At 59.9% G+C, this 18,731-nt stretch carries 18 protein-coding genes; 6 read left to right on the top strand and 12 right to left on the bottom strand.

What is annotated here, in order from left to right; genetic code table 11:
- Positions 1-7 precede the first annotated feature (7 nt).
- Positions 8-1,117, top strand: coding sequence for a cell division protein ZapE (gene zapE, locus C4J84_RS10295; protein ID WP_124406903.1), 1,110 nt, complete (start codon positions 8-10; stop codon positions 1,115-1,117).
- Between the two features lie 147 nt (positions 1,118-1,264).
- Positions 1,265-1,756: a GNAT family N-acetyltransferase gene (locus C4J84_RS10300; RefSeq protein ID WP_124435258.1), complete on the top strand. Its 492-nt coding sequence runs from the start codon at positions 1,265-1,267 to the stop codon at positions 1,754-1,756.
- 99 nt (positions 1,757-1,855) lie between these two features.
- On the opposite strand, the gene C4J84_RS10305 is transcribed toward C4J84_RS10300, so the two are convergent.
- The 4 genes from C4J84_RS10305 to C4J84_RS26265 all read right to left on the bottom strand — a co-directional run bounded on the left by C4J84_RS10305 (position 1,856) and on the right by C4J84_RS26265 (position 6,647).
- Positions 1,856-2,068 (bottom strand): hypothetical protein, encoded by a 213-nt coding sequence (locus tag C4J84_RS10305; RefSeq protein WP_124362381.1) that lies wholly within the window; start codon positions 2,066-2,068, stop codon positions 1,856-1,858.
- Positions 2,069-2,209: 141 nt separating this feature from the next.
- Positions 2,210-4,447 (bottom strand): TonB-dependent siderophore receptor, encoded by a 2,238-nt coding sequence (locus tag C4J84_RS10310; RefSeq protein ID WP_124435259.1) that lies wholly within the window; start codon positions 4,445-4,447, stop codon positions 2,210-2,212.
- 126 nt (positions 4,448-4,573) lie between these two features.
- Positions 4,574-6,316, bottom strand: a complete 1,743-nt coding sequence (locus C4J84_RS10315) for a phosphoethanolamine transferase CptA (RefSeq protein ID WP_124435260.1) — start codon at positions 6,314-6,316, stop codon at positions 4,574-4,576.
- Positions 6,317-6,470: 154 nt separating this feature from the next.
- The gene (locus C4J84_RS26265; protein ID WP_163003427.1) at positions 6,471-6,647 is read right to left on the bottom strand and encodes a DUF6026 family protein; all 177 of its coding nucleotides are present in this window, start codon (positions 6,645-6,647) and stop codon (positions 6,471-6,473) included.
- A gap of 257 nt (positions 6,648-6,904) precedes the next feature.
- Between C4J84_RS26265 and gnd the strand changes: the two genes are divergently transcribed.
- Genes gnd through C4J84_RS10330 form a run of 3 tightly spaced genes read left to right on the top strand, consistent with a single transcriptional unit; the run spans position 6,905 to position 10,229 of the window.
- Complete coding sequence (gene gnd / locus C4J84_RS10320; RefSeq protein WP_124362384.1) at positions 6,905-7,888, top strand: phosphogluconate dehydrogenase (NAD(+)-dependent, decarboxylating); 984 nt, start codon at positions 6,905-6,907, stop codon at positions 7,886-7,888.
- A complete protein-coding gene (gene zwf, locus C4J84_RS10325) occupies positions 7,885-9,408 on the top strand; it encodes a glucose-6-phosphate dehydrogenase (RefSeq protein ID WP_124435261.1) in 1,524 nt (507 codons plus the stop codon). Before gnd ends, zwf begins: the two co-directional genes overlap by 4 nt.
- Positions 9,405-10,229, top strand: coding sequence for an HAD family hydrolase (locus C4J84_RS10330; protein WP_124403851.1), 825 nt, complete (start codon positions 9,405-9,407; stop codon positions 10,227-10,229). The genes zwf and C4J84_RS10330 overlap by 4 nt, the downstream gene beginning before the upstream one ends.
- Before the next feature lie 54 nt (positions 10,230-10,283).
- Here C4J84_RS10330 and C4J84_RS10335 read toward each other — a convergent pair whose 3' ends face one another.
- Complete coding sequence (locus C4J84_RS10335; protein ID WP_124362387.1) at positions 10,284-10,544, bottom strand: hypothetical protein; 261 nt, start codon at positions 10,542-10,544, stop codon at positions 10,284-10,286.
- 322 nt (positions 10,545-10,866) lie between these two features.
- Here C4J84_RS10335 and C4J84_RS10340 point away from each other — a divergent pair, with 322 nt between their 5' ends.
- Positions 10,867-12,192 (top strand): sigma-54 dependent transcriptional regulator, encoded by a 1,326-nt coding sequence (locus C4J84_RS10340; protein WP_124370354.1) that lies wholly within the window; start codon positions 10,867-10,869, stop codon positions 12,190-12,192.
- A gap of 514 nt (positions 12,193-12,706) precedes the next feature.
- On the opposite strand, the gene C4J84_RS10345 is transcribed toward C4J84_RS10340, so the two are convergent.
- The 7 genes from C4J84_RS10345 to C4J84_RS10375 form a co-directional block, all read right to left on the bottom strand.
- Positions 12,707-14,008 (bottom strand): autotransporter outer membrane beta-barrel domain-containing protein, encoded by a 1,302-nt coding sequence (locus tag C4J84_RS10345; RefSeq protein ID WP_124435262.1) that lies wholly within the window; start codon positions 14,006-14,008, stop codon positions 12,707-12,709.
- Between the two features lie 48 nt (positions 14,009-14,056).
- Positions 14,057-14,803 carry a hypothetical protein gene (locus C4J84_RS10350; protein WP_124435263.1) on the bottom strand — a complete coding sequence of 249 codons (747 nt, stop codon included), beginning with the start codon at positions 14,801-14,803 and terminating at the stop codon, positions 14,057-14,059.
- A gap of 37 nt (positions 14,804-14,840) precedes the next feature.
- Entirely contained in the window at positions 14,841-15,521 is a 681-nt protein-coding gene (locus tag C4J84_RS10355) for a C39 family peptidase (RefSeq protein ID WP_124366640.1), read from the bottom strand.
- A 61-nt stretch (positions 15,522-15,582) separates the two neighbouring features.
- Positions 15,583-16,320 (bottom strand): hypothetical protein, encoded by a 738-nt coding sequence (locus C4J84_RS10360; RefSeq protein ID WP_124435264.1) that lies wholly within the window; start codon positions 16,318-16,320, stop codon positions 15,583-15,585.
- Positions 16,321-16,388: 68 nt separating this feature from the next.
- On the bottom strand, positions 16,389-16,937 hold the full coding sequence (locus C4J84_RS10365; protein ID WP_124362393.1) for an adhesin: 549 nt from the start codon (positions 16,935-16,937) through the stop codon (positions 16,389-16,391).
- Positions 16,937-17,386: a hypothetical protein gene (locus tag C4J84_RS10370; RefSeq protein ID WP_124435265.1), complete on the bottom strand. Its 450-nt coding sequence runs from the start codon at positions 17,384-17,386 to the stop codon at positions 16,937-16,939. Before C4J84_RS10370 ends, C4J84_RS10365 begins: the two co-directional genes overlap by 1 nt.
- Positions 17,387-17,678: 292 nt before the next feature.
- Positions 17,679-18,674 carry a FecR family protein gene (locus C4J84_RS10375; RefSeq protein ID WP_124435266.1) on the bottom strand — a complete coding sequence of 332 codons (996 nt, stop codon included), beginning with the start codon at positions 18,672-18,674 and terminating at the stop codon, positions 17,679-17,681.
- Positions 18,675-18,731 lie beyond the last annotated feature (57 nt).

The following is an 18,731-nucleotide window of genomic DNA, read 5'->3' on the forward strand; positions in this document are numbered from 1 at the left end:
TGGCGCCATGACTTTCGACTCGCCGCTCGCCGCTTATCAAGATGCCATCGCCCAGCAGGGTTTCGTGCCCGACGACGCCCAGCACGCGGCGGTGCAGGCCTTGCAAACCTGTCACCAGGCGTTGCACCAGGGCCATTCGCCGATTGCCGGCGTTTACCTGTGGGGGCCGGTGGGGCGCGGCAAGACCTGGTTGATGGACCAGTTCTTTCAAAGCCTGCGCGTGCCGGCGCGGCGTCAGCATTTTCATCACTTCATGGGCTGGGTACACCAGCGCTCGTTCCAGCTCAGCGGTATCAAGGACCCGCTGCAGGCGTTGGCGCGGGAACTGAGCCGGGACGTGCGCGTGCTGTGTTTCGATGAGTTGTTCGTCAATGACATCGGTGACGCGATCATTCTCGGCCGCCTGTTCCAGGTGATGTTCGAGGAGGGCGTAGTGATGGTCTGCACCTCCAATCAACCGCCTGAGCAGCTGTACGCCGAGGGTTTCAACCGTGAACGGTTCCTGCCGGGGATCGCGGCGATCAAGCAGCATATGCAGGTGGTGGCGGTGGACGGTGGCGAGGATCATCGCTTGCACGCCGGTGTGGGCCTGCAGCGCTACTGGGTGAATCAGCCGGAGGCACTGGCCACGGTGTTCAAGCAACTGAGTGCGGGGCAAACGGTCAGTGAGGGGAGGGTGGTGAACGTGGGCCATCGCACGATGACGGCGGTGCAGGCCAGTGACACGGTGCTGTGGTGTCGCTACGCCGAGCTTTGCGAACAGCCGCTGGCCGCGATGGATTTCATGCTGCTGTGTGATCGCTTCAAGGCCATCCTGCTGGCGCAGGTGCCCAACCTCAGCGCACCGCAGCGCCCGGGGCGGATCGCCCGTGGTACCGAAGACGGGGCCGAGCGCGTTGTCGCAGGGGACCGTCACTTGCCGCAGCTGTCGGTGCACGATGACAGCGTGCGACGCTTTATCGCGCTGGTGGATGAATGTTACGACCGCAAGGTGCCGTTGTTCATCGAGGCTCAGGTGCCGCTGGAGCGTCTGTATACCGAAGGCTACCTGGCGTTTCCTTTTCGGCGCACCTTAAGCCGCTTGCGAGAAATGCAGCTGCAGCGCTTCGGCGCCTGACCTCGGCCAGGGCTTTGGATGCCTGCAGCCTGGGCGTTTTCTGTCAGGCATTTGTCGTTAATCTCCTTCATCTGCTGCCGACTCCATGCCTACAATCACCCCTCTCAAAGGGATTCGATTCCCTGGTTGTCGTTATCGAGGACGGAAATGGACACCCCTGACATCCTGGTGCTGCTAGCCAGCTACACCAACGCCGTGCACGCCGACGCCATCGGCTCGTTGCTCAACCACTATGCTGAAGATCCAATGGGCGGCGGGCACACCTTGCAAGCCGACCTGTTGCAGCAACTGCCTGGGGAACTGGCCAAGCGCCCTTATGCGTTCAGTGTGCTGGCGTTCGTCGGGGGTGAGCCAGCCGGGCTGGTCAATTGCTTCGAGGGCTTCTCGACATTCGCTTGTCGGCCCTTGGTCAACGTTCATGATGTGGTGGTGGCGAAACAGTTTCGTAGCTTGGGCTTGAGCCAGAAGGTGCTGCAGAAAGTCGAGGAAATCGCCCGGCAGCGCGGATGCTGCAAAATCACCCTGGAAGTGCTTGAAGGCAATGAGTTGGCACAGTCGGCGTATCGCAAGTTCGGTTTCGACGATTCGGTATTTGATCCCGCCCATGGCCGCATGTTGTTCTGGAGCAAGGCGCTGTAATAAAAGCAGGATAAAAAAAAGCGCCATTGAATGGCGCCTGATAAACCTTTGCCAAGGGAGCGGAATGGCAGAGGGTGTTGCGGATTAACTCAACATTAATTAACTATTGGGTTGTGCTGTTTCGGCAGTGGTGGCTTTAACCGGTTTACCATCGGCGGACGCAACTTGTTGTTCAGCCTTGCCGTGGGTTTTTTCCTGAATGAAGCTGAAGTTATTGTAGAACTCTTTCGAACGCTCTGAGCCGCCTTCTGCAAAGGCGGCGGCAGAGGTCAGGGTCATCAGGCTGGCGAGCATCAAGGTCGAAAGTTTCATGGCGGTATTCCCATTTAAATTGATAGGTGATCGGTCACTCCCTGATCTGATCGTGGGGCGACTATGGCGTTATCCTATTAAGTGGGAATTAAGGAAGTTCACCTGCGAAGTTAACAATTTTGTTAACTTCGCGAGGGGGTGTTATAGCCGCCAGTCAAGTGCCAGCGTGACTGAACGTGGATCGCCCCAATACACGCCGTTATAAAAGCCAACGCGTTCGTAATATTTCTTATCAAATAAATTGTTGACGTTAACCGACGCCGTAACATGTTCATCGAACTGGTAGCGCGACATCAGGTTGACCACGGTGTAGCCCTGTTGCGTGATTTTCTCCCGCGTGGTTATCGGTCTGCCTTCGCTGTTGCGCGCCCCCGTGGGCCGGTTGCCGAAGTCATACATCTCGCTTTGCCAAGTCACCGCGCCGCCCACGGTAAGGTTGCGCCAGGCCCCCGGCAGGCGGTAAGCGCTGGATAACTTCAACAGGTTCAACGGCTGGCCGGTGTTGTTGCGTGTGCCTGCACCATTCACCGAATGGGTGTAGGTGTAGCCCGCAGTCAGGTTCCAGTCCGGGGTGATTTCCCCGGCTGCTTCCAGCTCGAAACCCTTCACCTTATTGCCCTTGCCGCCGGACTTGTAGTACTCCTCGCCGGTGACCGGGTTGGGCGGCACCGAGTCGTCCCGCTCGGCGACGTTGTCCTGGGTGCTCCAGAAATACGCGGCGGCCAGGTTCAGACGCTCGTCGAGTACGCTGCCCTTGAGCCCCACCTCATAATTACTGCCCACCACCGGTTCCAGGTATTTCTTGTTGGCATCACGCGCATCCTGCGGCTTGAAGATGTCGGTGTAGCTCGCGTAGACGGTGTATTGCGGCGTGATGTCGTAAAGCAGCCCGGCGTAGGGCGTCCACATGTCGTTATGGGTTTGCCCGGTTTTGCCGGACGCGGTCAGTTGATCGTTGGCGTCGTATTTGGGGGTAGCGCTTTGCAGCTCCCAACTGCCGTAGCGACTGCCGAGTACGGCGTGCAAACGTTCGGTCAGGCTCAGTCGAGTCGCGAGGTAGCCGGCCTTTTGTTGTTTCTTGCTGTGCTCACCCTTGAGGTCGGTGACGTAATCGCTGAACTTGCCGATGCCGCCCATGTGTTTCCAGTCCTCGATGGAGTAGTAGCTGGAGGGCAGGTCGGTGCGCATGAAGGGCGAACTGTCCCGCTGCGCGGCCTCGCCATAACCCATCATCAGCGCGTGTTCACGGCCCAGCAGCGCGTAGCTGCCGGCCAGGTTGAGGTCGATGGCTTCCATTCTCGAGGTGCCGCGCATATGGCTGGCCCAGGCCGTCATGCCGCTGCGGTCGGCATTGGGGAACCCCGCGCCGCCGTAATACACCTTGCCATCGATATCGCTCTGGCGATGGGTGTAGGCCGCCTTCAGATGCCAGTCGCCGCCCAGCCGATGATCAAGGGTGGCGAAGGTGGTTTTGTCGGTCAGTGGCCAGGAACTCCAGTGCGCGGCCATGTTGGTGGAGCGCGACAGCCCAGCCTTGCCGCCCTGGCTGTTCCAGTACGGCACGGTGCCCCAGGAGGTGCCTTGTACCTGCTTGTCCTGGTAATCAAAGCCTACGGCCAGCACGGTGTCGTCGGAAAGGTCACCCTCGAGAATGCCGTAGCCGACCGCCCGCTGCAGGGCATAGTTGTCGCGAAAGGATTTGCTGTCACGGTAGGCCAGGACGCTGCGCCCGCGCAGTTTGCCGTCGAAGGCCAGCGGGCCGCCGACGTCGAGGTAGCTGTAGTAGTTGTCATGGGTAGCGCCGCTGATCCCGGTTTTCGCCTGCCATTGGGCGGTAGGGCGCTTGCGTACCATGTTGACGGTGGCCGAGGGGTCGCCCGCGCCGGTTGTCAGGCCGGTGGCGCCACGCACCACTTCGATACGGTCGTAGATGATGGTGTCGGCGTCGCTCTTCATGTAGCCGAAGGTGTTGAGCATTCCGTCAATCTGGAAGTTGTTGATGCCGTAGCCACGGGCGGTGTAGGACACGCGGTCTGAATCGTAGTGCTGGGCGTTGACACCGGTGGTCTGGCGCAACACATCGGTCAGGGTGTTGAGATTGAAATCGTCCATCTGCTGGCGCGTGATCACCGAGATCGATTGCGGGGTTTCCTTGATCGACAGGTTCAGGCGCGTGGCGGTGTTCATGGAGCCGGTGGTGTAGGCGCCGGTGTGTTCGGTGGTCGCACCCAGGCCTTCGGCAGTGACAGTGGTGGCGCCCAGTTCGAGAGCGTTGGCGGGGGCGTGTTCGGGATCGGTTTCGGCCAGCAGTTCAGGGCTCAGCGCAAGGCTGAACAGGCCAAGGGTAAAGGTGATGGAACGGGTAAACGGCGCGAGCATCGCGGCAAACTCCTTGTCGTCTTTGAGCCGCCCCGGATGGGGTGGGCATGGCTCAAAGACGAAAGGAGGCGCGGATCTTTAGGTTTAAACGAGAATGATTGTTATCTTCTTGTTACGAGCCGCTGGTTACTTGACCACCACGTCGGTGCTGTCGGCCTTTTTCGGCTTGATCAGACTGAAATCAATCAACGCCTTTTGCTTGGTCTCGTAAGGGTTGCCGATCAGCAAGGGGCGTGGTTTGAAGCTGTCGCTGACCAGGCTTTTGCTGTGGTCCAGTTCATCGAAACTCAAACCTGCCAGGTCCGCCCAGGTGTGGATCAACTGCGAACTGCTGTAAGGCCGTTGCAGGTCGCCGGCGAAGCTCCAATCGTGGCTTTCGCGCCACTTGGGCGAGGCGTAGGCCATGAAGGGAATGGTGTACATCGGCGCGGTCGGCTTGCCTTCGTTACGGCCCAAGGTGTCATGGCCGGCCGAGTCGAACACGTCTTCGCCGTGGTCCGACAGGTACAGCAGGAAGCCGTTGGGGTCGGTCTTGGCGTAGTCCTTGATCAGGCTCGACACCACGAAGTCGTTGTACAGCACCGCGTTGTCATAGCTGTTGTACGTCGGCAGCTGTGCATCGCTGACACCGGGCGGCACGCCCTGGCGGTCGGTGAACTTGTCGAACGTCTGCGGATAACGGTACTGGTAGCTCATGTGCGTGCCCAACAGGTGCACCACGATGAACTTGCGCTCGGCGGTATCGGCCAGGGCCTTGGAAAACGGGGCCAGTACATCGCCGTCGTATTGACGGGCGTTCTGGTTCCGGTTGTTGTTGAGGTACACCTGCTCGTCGGCCTGTTCGGAAAAGGTCGTGAGCATGGTGTTGCGCTTGGTCATGGTTTGCTGGTTGGTGATCCAGAAGGTCTTGTAGCCGGCCTGTTTCATCACGCTGACGATCGACGGCGTCTTGAGGTACAGGTCCGGGTTTTCTTCGTCGGCGAAGGTCAGTACCTGCTGCAGCGCTTCAATGGTGTACGGGCGCGGTGTAATGACGTTGTCGAACACCGCCAGTTGGTCGCGCAGCTTGTCCAGTTCCGGCGTGGTGTTACGCGGGTAACCATACAGACTCATGCGCTGGCGGTTGGTTGACTCGCCGATCACCAGCACCAGGGTGGACGGCTGGCCGGCCATGCTGTCCTTGAGGTTCTTCAGCGGCGGGATCTGGCTGGCACTGGTCAGCATGCCTTGCATATTGTCCAGCTGTTCGGTGTAACGGCGGTAGGCGACGATCATCTGCCACGGCACGGCCGGTTCGATCCGGGTTTCGAAGCGGTCGATGGCCAGTTCCATGGTTTCGCTGGTGGCGATCTGCTTGACCAACGGGTAGCCGACCACGGCCAATACAATGGCGATCGCCGCCACGATCGACTGACCGCGAGGCAAATACACCGGGCGCAGGCGTGTCCACAGGAAAACCGCGAAGGCGGTGTGAGCGATGAACGCCAGCACGATCCACCAGGCAAAGTACTGGGTGGCGTATTCGCCCGCTTCAGAAATGTTCGACTCGAACATGATGAAGATGACGCTCTGGGAAAATTCCTGCTGGTAAATGAAGAAATAACCCAGGCTGGCCATGGAACAGGCCCACAGCACCACGCCGATCAAGGCAGCGAGCAGGCGTGTTTGCCGGGGGAACAGCAACATCGGCGCCAGCCACAGCGCACTCATGAAGAACGCCTGGCGGAAACCACTGAAGCCGGACGTGCCGGTCAGTTGGATAAGAAGTTGGGTAATCCCAGAGAAATACCAGAAAAACAGGAATAACCAGCCAAGGCCGGCCCAATCAAAGCCTTTCGCAGTCGTCGTGCTGCGTTTGAACATCGCCATCCAGCGCCCCATCAGAAAATAATCGTCGCGCACAGGCGCGCGACATCGGGCCGCCCAGAAAGTGAGCGGCATCGCGGGCGGGAGTATCGGGATAAGTGTGTGAAAACTTTGTGAGTTTTCTGTAGGTATTGCCTTACGGGCTCGCCAGGGCGGCTCAGCAGAGCGCGGGCTTGGCGCCGGACGGCAGTTCAAGCTGGGCCTGCAGATGTGAACGCAGACGCAGGACTTCCTGTTGCAACTGATCGCGCTCGTCCTTCAACTGGCGCAATTCATCGCGGCGGATGCTGACGTAGAGGGTCTGAGGCGGTCGGGTCATCTGTGCTGTGCTCATTGCTTACCTCGCAAATAGCGGTCAACGGCGCTGCCGAATCGGTTCGCGGCAACAGTCGGAGGTAAGTCTGAATTCTTTTTCACATCAAGGGAACTTTTTTATTTTTGGTGGTCGTGTGACTTTTGCAGGGGTGATGGTGAAATGATGGCAACTTTTTTGCCATGAAACTACACGGATCCGCTCTGGACTAACCCTCATTAGCCTCATTGCGCTATAAACTATGTCACACATTTTTTTGCAGTTAGGAGCATCAGCACATGCAACTGGGGATTATCGGACTAGGCCGCATGGGCGGTAATATTGCGCGGCGCCTGATGCTCAATGGGCATTCCACCGTTGTTTATGACCGTAATGAAGCATTCGTAAAGGGCTTGAGCGAGGAGGGCGCCACCGGCGTCGCCGGGCTGGAGGCCCTGGTGGCCGGCCTGCAAAAGCCGCGCGCGGTATGGGTGATGCTACCGGCGGGCGCGCCGACCGAAGACACCATCAATGAACTCAGTGAGCTGCTGGAAAGCGGTGACGTGATCATCGACGGCGGCAATACCAATTACAAGGACGACGTGCGTCGCGGCAAGGCCCTGGCGGAAAAGGGCCTGCACTATGTTGACGTCGGCACTTCCGGCGGTGTCTGGGGCCTGGAACGTGGTTACTGCATGATGATCGGCGGCGACGTTGAAACCGTGCAGCGCCTCGACCCGATCTTCAAGAGCCTCGCTCCCGGTATCGGCAGCATCCCTCGCACCAAGGACCGTTCGGCCTCCGCCGACCCGCGTGCCGAGCAGGGTTATATCCATGCTGGCCCAGCGGGCTCCGGTCACTTCGTCAAGATGATCCATAACGGCATTGAATACGGAATGATGCAGGCGTTTGCCGAAGGTTTTGACATCCTCAAGACCAAGAACTCGGAAAACCTGCCGGAAGATCAGCGCTTCGACCTGAACGTGGCCGACATTGCCGAAGTCTGGCGCCGTGGCAGCGTGGTGTCGTCGTGGCTGCTGGACCTGACCGCCGATGCCCTGGCCACCGACCCGAAACTCGACGGCTATTCCGGCTCCGTGGCCGACAGTGGCGAAGGCCGCTGGACCATCGAAGCGGCCATGGAGCAAGCGGTGCCGGTACCGGTGCTGTCCACCTCGCTGTTCGCCCGTTTCCGTTCGCGCCAGCAGAGCACCTACGGTGACAAAATGCTCTCGGCCATGCGCTTCGGCTTTGGCGGCCACGTGGAGACTTCCAAAAAATGACCGCCAACGGCAAGAAACCCAAGGCCGAGCCCGCTCCACCCACTACGTTGTTCCTGTTTGGCGCCCATGGCGACCTGGTCAAGCGCCTGCTGATGCCGGCGCTGTACAACCTGAGCCGCGACGGGTTGCTGGGCGATGGCCTGCGTATCGTGGGCGTTGATCACAACGCCGTCAGCGACGCGGACTTTGCCAAGAAGCTCGAGGATTTCATTCGCACCGAGGCGGCCAGCAAAGTCCGGGGGAATGCCGACAATGCGCTGGACCCACACCTGTGGGCCCAGTTGGCCAAAGGCATCAGCTACGTCGAGGGCGACTTCCTCGACGACAGCACCTACGCGGATATCGCGCAGAAGATTGCCGACAGCGGCACCGCCAATGCCGTGTTCTACCTCGCGACCGCACCGCGCTTCTTCAGTGAAGTGGTGCAACGCCTGGGCAGCGCCGGGTTGCTCAATGAAACCGAGGACGGCTTTCGCCGCGTGGTCATCGAGAAACCGTTCGGTTCCGACCTGGCCTCCGCCGAAGCCTTGAATGCGTGCCTGCTCAAGGTGATGAGCGAGAAACAGATCTATCGCATCGACCATTACCTGGGCAAGGAAACGGTGCAGAACATCCTGATCAGCCGTTTTTCCAATGTGCTGTTCGAAGCGTTCTGGAACAATCACTACATCGATCATGTGCAAATCACCGCCGCGGAAACGGTCGGCGTGGAAACCCGCGGCAGTTTCTTCGAAAAAACCGGCACCCTGCGAGACATGGTGCCCAACCACCTGTTCCAGTTGCTGGCCATGGTTGCCATGGAGCCGCCGGCAGCCTTCGGTGCCGACGCGGTGCGCGGGGAGAAGGCCAAGGTGGTGGGAGCAATCCGCCCCTGGTCCCTGGAGGATGCGCGGGCCAATTCCGTTCGCGGCCAGTACACCGCCGGTGAAATCGCCGGCAAGTCGCTGCCGGGCTACCGTGAAGAAGCCAACGTTGCGCCCGACAGCAGCACCGAGACCTTCGTCGCGCTGAAGGTGATGATCGACAACTGGCGCTGGGTCGGCGTGCCGTTCTACTTGCGTACCGGCAAGCGCATGAGCATCCGCGACACCGAGATCGTGATCTGCTTCAAACAGGCGCCTTACGCGCAATTTCGCGACACCGAGGTCGACGAGCTCAAGCCCACTTACCTGAAGATCCAGATCCAGCCGAACGAAGGCATGTGGTTCGACCTTTTGGCGAAAAAGCCTGGGCCGACCCTGGAAATGGCCAATATCGAACTGGGCTTCGACTACAAGGACTTCTTCGAGATGCAACCCTCGACCGGTTACGAGACGCTGATCTACGACTGCATGACCGGCGACCAGACTTTGTTCCAGCGCGCCGACAACATCGAGAACGGTTGGCGTGCGGTGCAGCCGTTCCTGGATGCCTGGAAAGAAGATGACGGTATCCAGACCTACAAGGCCGGCGAAGATGGCCCTGCGGCGGCGGACACCTTGCTGGCCCGTGATGGCCGCACCTGGCACAGCCTCGGATGAGTGATGCAGCGATTCATCCCATCCGCTTTATCCTCAGTGACGTGGACGGCACGTTGCTGCACCCGGACCACAGCCTGAGCCAGCGCACCGCCGATGCGGTGCGCGCGTTGCGTGAGGCCGGGGTGTTTTTCAGCCTGGCCAGCGGGCGGCCACCCAAGGCCATGCTGCATTTGATCGAGACCTTTGGCATCGACGTGCCGGTGGCGGGTTTCAACGGCGGTACGTTGATCAACCCGGATGGCAGCATTCTGGTGGCCCACCATCTGCCGGCGGAAGCAGCCCTGGTGACGTTGGCGCTGTTTTCCGCCGAGCCGGACGTGGAAGTGTGGGTGTTCGCCGACGGCGATTGGCTGCGTCGTGACCCGCCGGGGCCGATGGTGCAGCGCGAAGCCGATGGCCTGGGGTACGGGCCGGTGGTGGTCGAGAGTTTCGAGCCGTACCTGGACCGGGTCGACAAGATCGTCGCCGCCAGCAACAACACGCAATTGCTGGTGGAGCTGGAGGCGCAATTGCAGCCCAAGGTACAGGGCTTGGCCCAGGTGTCACGTTCGCAGCCGGTTTACCTGGATGTGACGGCGATGCTGGCCAATAAGGGCGAGGCCTTGAAGACCATTGCGGCGCACCTTGGGGTGCCGCTTGCGCAAACGGCGGCCATTGGTGACGGCGGCAACGACCCGGCGATGTTCCAGGTGGCCGGTTTATCGATCGCCATGGGCCAGGCGGAAGAAACCGTCAAGCGTCAGGCCAGCGTCGTCACCGGCAGTAATGTCGAAGACGGCGCTGCTGAAGCGTTCGAGCGATTTATTCTGTCCGCGCAATAAGTAAGTCCAACTTCCGATCACGCGAGTGCCGTGATCGGAAGTTGCCGTGTCGACTTACTTGGGCATTGCCCACTGCTGCAACTTGTAGCCATCTTTGTCGAGCTCGGCACGCGCCTGCAACAACAGGTTTTCCAGTTGCGCCGGGTCGGTGTAAGTGTTCGAGGACAGCTGTTTGCTGCCGATGCGGGTATTGGTGCGGTCGATGACGCTCAGGCTGAGGGCGCCATTGCCATCGTGCCAGGCCACGCACTGAAAGGGTTGGAAAGCGCGGTCTGCAATCAAAAGAGCTTCGTTGATGCGCAGCGGAGCGTTCATGTGGGTCGTCTCTCTCTATGCCCATTCAAGTGAGTACCGGCGGTTGGGCTGACCGTGCGGTGGGTTACTTGTACTGATGCGCGATGGTGGGGTACGGGTCACATGCTAGAGCAACAAATTTTAATGTTTCCTGACTAACGTCATGTAAGTGGCTGTTTTAAAAGCTTTACCCAGACGTTAACCGTTCAAAGATAGGTGGCTTTTTGCCCGCCCTTATAGCGAATGGTTACAAAGGCTGCGTCAATATTTTGATAAGGTTCCTGTCAGTCATCACAAACTGTTGTTTCTAATAACGTTAATGTTCTGACGCCAAGGAATATTCATGATTGTGTCCCCCGTCCAACGCCGCTTGCTGGTGGTCGACCCGTGTGCGGATTGCCATGGGTTGCTACCGGGCTTACGCACGGTCGGATGGGATGTGGACAGCTGTGCCCTGGAAGCGGTGGGGGATAGGTCCTGCGATGTCGGCCTGCTGCGGCTGCAGCCGTGTCATCTGGAACGCCCCGAAGCGGTCAAGGAACTGATTGGCCGTAGCGGCACCGAGTGGATCGCGGTACTCAGCCAGGATGTATTACGTCTGCAGAACGTCGGCGATTTCGTCTGCGAATGGTTCTTTGACTTCCACACCTTGCCGTTCGACGTGTCGCGGGTGCAGGTCACCCTGGGACGCGCCTTCGGCATGGCGCGTCTGCGCGGCAAGGGCAACACCCCCGTGGGTGGGCCTGGGGATGAGCTGCTGGGCGACAGCCGGCCCATTCGTGAACTGCGCAAGTTGTTGTCGAAGTTGGCGCCGACTGAATCCCCGGTACTGATTCGGGGCGACAGCGGCACCGGCAAGGAACTGGTGGCCAAAACCCTGCACCGGCAATCCCAGCGGCACGCCAAGCCGTTTGTGGCGATCAACTGTGGGGCGATTCCGGAACACCTGATCCAGTCGGAACTCTTCGGCCATGAAAAGGGTGCCTTCACTGGTGCGCACCAGCGCAAGGTCGGACGCATCGAGGCCGCCCACGGTGGCACGCTGTTCCTCGATGAAATCGGCGATCTGCCGATGGAACTGCAAGCCAACCTGTTGCGCTTTCTCCAGGAGAAACAGATCGAGCGCGTCGGCGGCAGCCAGCCTATCCCGGTGGATGTGCGGGTGCTGGCTGCTACCCACGTGGATCTTGAGGCCGCTGTCGAGAAGGGCACTTTCCGCGAAGACCTGTATTACCGCCTGAACGTCCTGCAAGTGGTCACGGCACCCTTGCGTGAACGCCATGGTGACGTGGCGATGCTGGCCAATCACTTTTCGCGCTTCTATAGCCAGGAAACCGGCCGCCGCCCGCGCAGCTTCAGCGAAGATGCATTGGTGGCGATGGGGCAGCACCTGTGGCCAGGCAATGTACGTGAGTTGGCCAACCGCGTGCGCCGTGGCCTGGTGTTGGCCGAAGGGCGCCAGATCGAAGCGGTGGATCTGGGGCTGCAAGGCGAGCAGGCGGCTTCACCACCGATGGCGACACTGGAAGATTACAAACACCGCGCCGAACGTCAGGCGTTGTGTGATGTGCTCCATCGGCACAGCGATAACCTCAGCGTCGCCGCCCGCGTGCTGGGCATTTCGCGGCCGACGTTCTACCGGTTGCTGCATAAACACCAGATTCGCTAGGGCCATCGGGAGCAAGCCCTAATGCCAGTCAGTTAAGGCGACACCGAACCTGTGGCGAGGGAGCTTGCTCCCGCTGGACTGCGCAGCAGTCCCATTGTTTTGGGCCGCTTCGCGCCCCAGCGGGAGCAAGCTCCCTCGCCACAAGTTAATTCTCGCTCCTGCTACTTCTTAACTGACCGGCATTAGGGCAAGCCCCCTCTTATCAAACTTAAAATAACTCGCTGATTTTAAAGGATTATTTTTCAGTTAAAAACTGAAATTTCCCATTCAAAGATCGTTCCCACGCTCCTGCGTGGGATTGCAGCCCGTGACGCTCCGCGTCACCTGTGCGCAATCGCCGAAACTTGCAGCGCTTGGCGGGACGCGGAGCGTCCCAGGAGGCATTCCCACGCAGAGCGCGGGAACGATCACCTCAGCGCCAAGAATATTTGTAGGCGCCCCCAGTTTGCTGCGCGACAGCGCTACGTCGAAGAGGTAGTGGGGCCTCCCACATTTAAAAGCGCACGGCTCTCAATCAGAAGTAATACGGGAATTTCAGGCTGAAGGTAAAGTCCGGCGCATCATCGGTCATCCCGATCGCCAGGTTCGGCACGATGGTCAGGTTATCCGATGCGGCAATCGTCATGCCCACGTTGAAGTAGCCGGCGTTGGCATCGCTGGAGACCACCGACTGCCAGTCGCCGCCGTCGGGCTTGAGTTTGCTTTTGCGCTGTATCAGGTCCGATACCGAGAACGACATACTCATCTTCTCGTTAAGCGCAAAGGCTACGCCGACGCCGAGTTGGAAGCTGTCACCCAGGCGCACCTTGCCGCCGACCTTTTGATTGACCTCACCGCTGATGTCATCGAACGAGTCTTCGAAGTTGTGGGTGTACGACAGCGAGCCGAACAGCACGGCAGGGTCGAAGGTCTTGACCAGGGAAATGCCCGGTGTGATCGACCAGACGCCATTGCCCGTCGGCAGGCTTTCCGGTATGTACAGGTTGTCGTTGTTGGGCTGCTTGACCAGTTTGATGCCAAACGGCTCTTTACCCGTCGGCGCCTTCACCCGTACCGATACCACCGCATCCGGCAGGGTGGGGGTTTCATCAAGGAATTTGTACGCCACGCCGAAGTTGACGTCGCCGATGGTCGGGTCGCGGGTGACAGAACCTTCCGAGGTGGCCGTGGCATCGTTGCCGGCGCCGCCGGACTGATAGGTCGAATCGCGGTAGACCACCGGCACGTTGAGGTCGAACTGCCAGCGATTGTCGACGTTGTAGCGCCCGGTCAGGTCCAGGGTCCAACTGTCGGATTTGATTCGGTCCAGGTTGATGTTGCCGAGGAAGATCGAATCCAGCGCGAGGAAGCCGTTGAGGGTCAGCTGGCGGGCGTCATAACGGGCATAGGTGATGCCGGTTTCGAGGCTGAACTTGCCATTGCCGAAAAAGCCGCTGGCCTCGTTGTAGAGGTTGCTCACGCTTTGCGCGGGGGCGGAGTCGTCTTTGAGTGACTGGCCGTAGGAGCTGCCGCCACCGCCGGCACCACCCGATGCCGCAGCCGCGCCCGTGCCGGCGACGACGGTGCCGCCTTTCTTGAAGTCGGCGGGGGATTTGGCCAGGCGTCTGGGCGCTGGCGTCTGCGGTTGATCTTCCACCTGGCGCACGCGTTGTTCCAGCACGGCCAGGGCCTTTTGCTGCACGTCGTAGCGTTGCTTGAGTTCCAGGAGTTCCCGCTTGAGGGTTTCGATATCGGCATCCGGTGCGGCATACAGCACGGAGGCGGGCAAGAGCGTACTTAAACAGATCACCGCGCGGAGCGATATCGATCTATGCATGAAATAAGCCGTCCTTTTTGATGCGTAAGTGTCGAGGGTCAGCGTAGTTCAATAACCGAGCGTGCGTAGGCCTTTGAGTTGATCCAGGTTGCAGTTCAACGCGCCGTTGTTCAAACCGTTATTGTTCATCACGACGTTGAGTTGGGTCATGTTGTTGACGAAGTTGCTATTGCCGGTCAGCACCGTCCCTTGCAGCACATTCCCGCCGCCGATCTGCTGCAGGCTGTTGCCTTGGTTGTGGTTGGCCTGGATCGCCATCTGCAAGCCGCCTTGGTTGGCCGACACGCTGACATGACCTGCCGGGCTGTCGCCGCTGACGGTGCCGCCGGCCACCAATACCTGCCCGGACTGCACGATGTTGGCAGGGGCAAAGCCGTCCTGGGTGACGTTGATGCCCACCGTGTTGTGGGCGGTGTTGCCATCGCCAGCGGTGCGCACGCTCTGGATCACACCCTGGCCACTGCCAAGGCCCGCGCCGCCGACCACATTGCCGGCGCCGATGTCCTGGTTGCTCCCAGCCCCCGCCGAACCGGTGGTTTGTACGTAGAACTGCGGGGTGATGGTGGCCTTGTCGAGCTGCAGGCTGGCCTTGCCGGTGATGCTGTCGCCCACGGCATTGGTCCAGGTGCTGCTCATGACAATGCCGAAGCTGATGATTCGCCCCGGCATCACATAGCGGCCGCGCAGCTCGGCCATTTCCGAATCCTTGAGTTCGATCGGTTTGAAACCCGATGAAGCATAAGCGGGCATCGAGGCTGCCAGACACAAAACCGTCAGCCAACGGGAAGTGTTCATCTTTTGCTCCTGGAGCGTCCTGCTCCTTATTGCGCTTCTAGAAGAAGTCGCTCTGGATAAAACCGAAATCCATCAGCTCGGCGTCGCCTACGGGCCGGAACTCGTTCAACTGGTTCTTGGCGGTCAGCGGCGCAGGCGGGTCGAGCAACACGTTGGTCTTGTCGTAGCCTTCGCCCAATACGGCGAACACGATGCCATTCCAACCCTTGACGAAGTCATCCCGCGAATAGCGCTTATGGCCCAGCACCGGGTCGCCGATATACACCCAATCCTTGTCGGCCCGCTGCATCACCACGAAGTGCTTGTAGCCACGGATTTCCAGCAACACCACCACCGGGATTTTCACGGTTATCAGGGTGTCTGGCGCGATCTTGTAGCCCCGGGCACGCATGCCGATGCTTTCGAGGTAGCGCTTCATGTCCAGCATGGAAAAACCCTGGGTACGCACCAGGTCCTGATCGGCAGTGAGCAGCATGCCTTTGATGAGGTGATCTTCGTCGACGTCCAGCCAATAGGCCTGGCGCAGGATGGTGGCGAGTGCCGCGGCACCGCAGCTGAAATCGGTTTTCTGTTCCACCAGGTTGGCGAACCGGCGTTCACGGATGCTCTCGACCTTCTTGAAAATCACCGCACCGCCAGGCATGGCGGAGATCGCCATGGTGCCTGCCCACGCGGGGCCGGTGAGTAACATCAGGAGGGTGAGGGTCGCGAGGCGCATGATCGAATGACCTGTTGGACACTGGAATAAAAAGGGGCCTTGTTGCCAAGGCCCCGTTGGATCAGAAGCGCACGCCACTGGCGCAGACGCTGCAACCTTGGCCGATCGACAGGCTGTTGCTGCCTTGGTTGCCGGCGCCGGATTGCAGGTTCACACCCACGTTGCCGGAGTTGCGGTTAACCGAATTGTCGAGGCTGGCGTTGTTGGACACGTATTGCGGTTTGCCATAGCCATGACTGCTGGTGGCGCTATTGAGGTAGCTGTTGTTGAGCGAGCTCTGCTCGGTGTTGGAAGCCGCTGCGATGTTCTTGCCGTCAGCGGTGGTGATCGCCAGGTTGTTTTTACCCTGGTTGCCTTGCCCGGCCTGGCCGTTGTAACCCACGTTACCGGAGTTGCCGTTGACCGAGCTATCCAGTGAAGCGTTGTTTTGCGTGCCTTTGTTGACGAAATTGTTGTTGCTGCTGCCTTGATCCACATCGATCACCGCGAACACCGTGGCAAAGTCGCCTTTGGCACTGGAGATGGCACCGGCGTTGTCAGCCTGGTTGCCGGAACCCGACTGCACGTTCACGCCCACGTTACCGCTGTTGCCGGTGACCGAACCGTCAGCAGAGGCGTTGTTTTCGGTGTTGGTGTCGTCGAATTTGTTGTGCTGGCTTTTTTGCACATCAGTGACCACAGCGGCAACAGTACCGCTAGGTTGAGGCGCCGGATGCCAGCCACCCCCTGCTTGAGCGGCGGCAGCCATGAGCGCGGCGAGAGCGAAAACCAATGGTTTCAGAGCCATTTGAGGTTTCATGGTGTTTCTCCTTGCTTCTAATTAGTTGGGTTAAGTGTTGGTACGGTCCAGCCAGTGCTACCAAGCGTTCACTTGATAGTGATACCCAGGGTGTTAGCCACTCGGTTCCCCACCCCGGCACTCTGGTTCACCTGAATCACTCCTCGGCTGCCGGTGAAGGCCTGGTCGCTGGTCACGACCTGGCGGCTGCCAGTGGTGGGGGTGAGCCCTGAGTCGGTCAACTGCGTCGTGTTCTGTTGCAACAGGACGCTGTCATCGATGCTTTGCGGGCCAGGATTGAGACTGATCCGCACGGCATTGATCGATTGGTTATTGGCCCCGGCCGACTGGTTGATGCCCAGTACGCCGTTGCCGTTGCTGAAAGAGGTGCCCAGGATCGCCGCCTTGGCGTTCAAGGACGGGTCGACGTTGCCGTCGAGTTTCTGGATGTTGAGGTTGGTGGCCTGGCCGCCGAGGACAATGGCGCGGCTGTTGGACATCTGTTGCTGGTTACCGGCCGCCTGGTTGATCGACAGCACGCCTTCGTACTGGTTACCGCTGCCTTGGATCACGGCGGTGTTGTCAGCCATCGTCGACGCACTGCCCAGCAGCGCCACCATCAGCACGAGGCGCTTCATCACTTGCCTCCCATCATGCTGCCGAGGTTATTCAAGGGGCTCATGCCGCGCTGGATCGAATCACTGATCTGCCCACCCATGCCGCTGCCCGCGCCGTGGCCGGCGGCTGCGCCGGTGCCCAGGGTCGACATGCCGTTTTGCGTGGCGCTCAAGCCCGCCTGATTAGCGCTGGGCTGGAGGGAACGCGCAAGGCTCGAACCGCTGCGAATACCGCCGATGTCTACATCGCTGAGTTCGCCGGAAATGGCGCTGTTCACTTCTTTGCTGGGGTTGGCGTTGGCGGTGTTGGGGTAGGGGTCCGGAAGGGAGGTGCGCCCGTACATATGACCTTGCACGGTGCGCCCTGTGACGATCACGCCATCACCCGCCTGGCTCGGCAGGCTGATGCCAGCACTGAGCACGCAACTGATCAGCAGTGCGTTTATCGAGGCATGAGTGAATGCGTTCACGGCGGCAGTCCTTGTTATTCACGCTGACCCTAAACAGCGCTGTCAGGGAAAGAGCAGAAGGCGTGCCGCTTTTTATTTTTCTTCTGGATTCAATGTATTGCGAGTTGCGCTGGAGGATTGACCGGCTGGGGTGTTTCACGCGTGAGACAGTCGCCCTGCGGCGCGATATGCTCCGCCGCTCGCGCCAGCTGTATCACTGATGAAACAGTGCCCATGACAAAACCGTGAATCCGCAGCCACTGGGCGATTCAGCGCAGTTGGGTGTTTCAAAAATGGACAGGTGGCCGCAGGCTCAGCCTTTGGGCGTTTTACGCGGAATGGAGTTGAGTACAGGGTTGCCATCCTGGTTCTGGGTCAGGTAGACCGGCAGCACCTTGGGCAGGGAAGGGATGAGGTTGTTGACCTCACTGAGGTTATAGATACCGCCAATGCGAATGGTCCCGGTGCTCGCGTCCGCCAGCATCGCGGGTTTGTCCAGGTAGCGGTTGATCAGCGGCAGGGCGTCGGCCAGGGCCAGGTTATCGAGCACCAGCTTGCCCGTGCGCCACGCCAGCGCGCTGTCATTGGGGTTGAACGCCTGGACCTCGGGCGTGGTGTCGCCCTGATGATAGCTGGCCTGCATGCCAGGGCTCAGTTGCACGCCGGGGTGCAGGTTATCACTGGCGATCTGCACCGAGCCTTCGAGCAGCATCACCCGGACCTTGTCTTCGTATTTCCACACGTTGAACTGAGTCCCGGTCACCCGCACCTGGCCTTCCCCTGCGCGCACGATGAAGGGGTGGGCGCTGTCATGGCTGACCTTGAAAAATGCTTCACCCTTTTTCAGCGTAACGCGTCGCTGGTCCTTGTAGTCGCTGTAGACCAGTTCGGTGCCCAGGTTCAACTCCACCTGGCTGCCATCGCCGAGGGTGATGTTGCGCAAACCGTTGACCGCTTCGAAACGCTTATAGGAACTGGGCAACCAGCCGGCTTCCCAGCCAGTGAACGCGGCCAGGGGTAACGCGGCGAGGCAAATCGCGGCTGCGGCCGCGTAGGTGCGCCAGCGCGAGCGTGGCTTGAACGGTAACACCAGCGGCGGCGCCGGGCTGCGGGGCAGGTGGTCAGCGACTTCCCAGATTTCCAGCATGGCGGCGTATTCGAAAGCGTGCAGCGGGTGCGCATCGTGCCATTGGGTAAAGGCTTGACGTTCCGCCGCCGTGCAGTCGCCCGCATGCATGCGCATGCACCAATGCGCGGCGGCGTCGGTGATGGCGTCATATTCGGCTTCTGTAAGGGACTTTTCGCTCATTAACTCATCCTGATTTCGCACATTCTAACCTCCCGAGGCGGACAGCGAGAACAGCCG

The organism is Pseudomonas sp. R11-23-07 (assembly GCF_003852295.1).
Taxonomy (GTDB): Bacteria; Pseudomonadota; Gammaproteobacteria; order Pseudomonadales; family Pseudomonadaceae; genus Aquipseudomonas.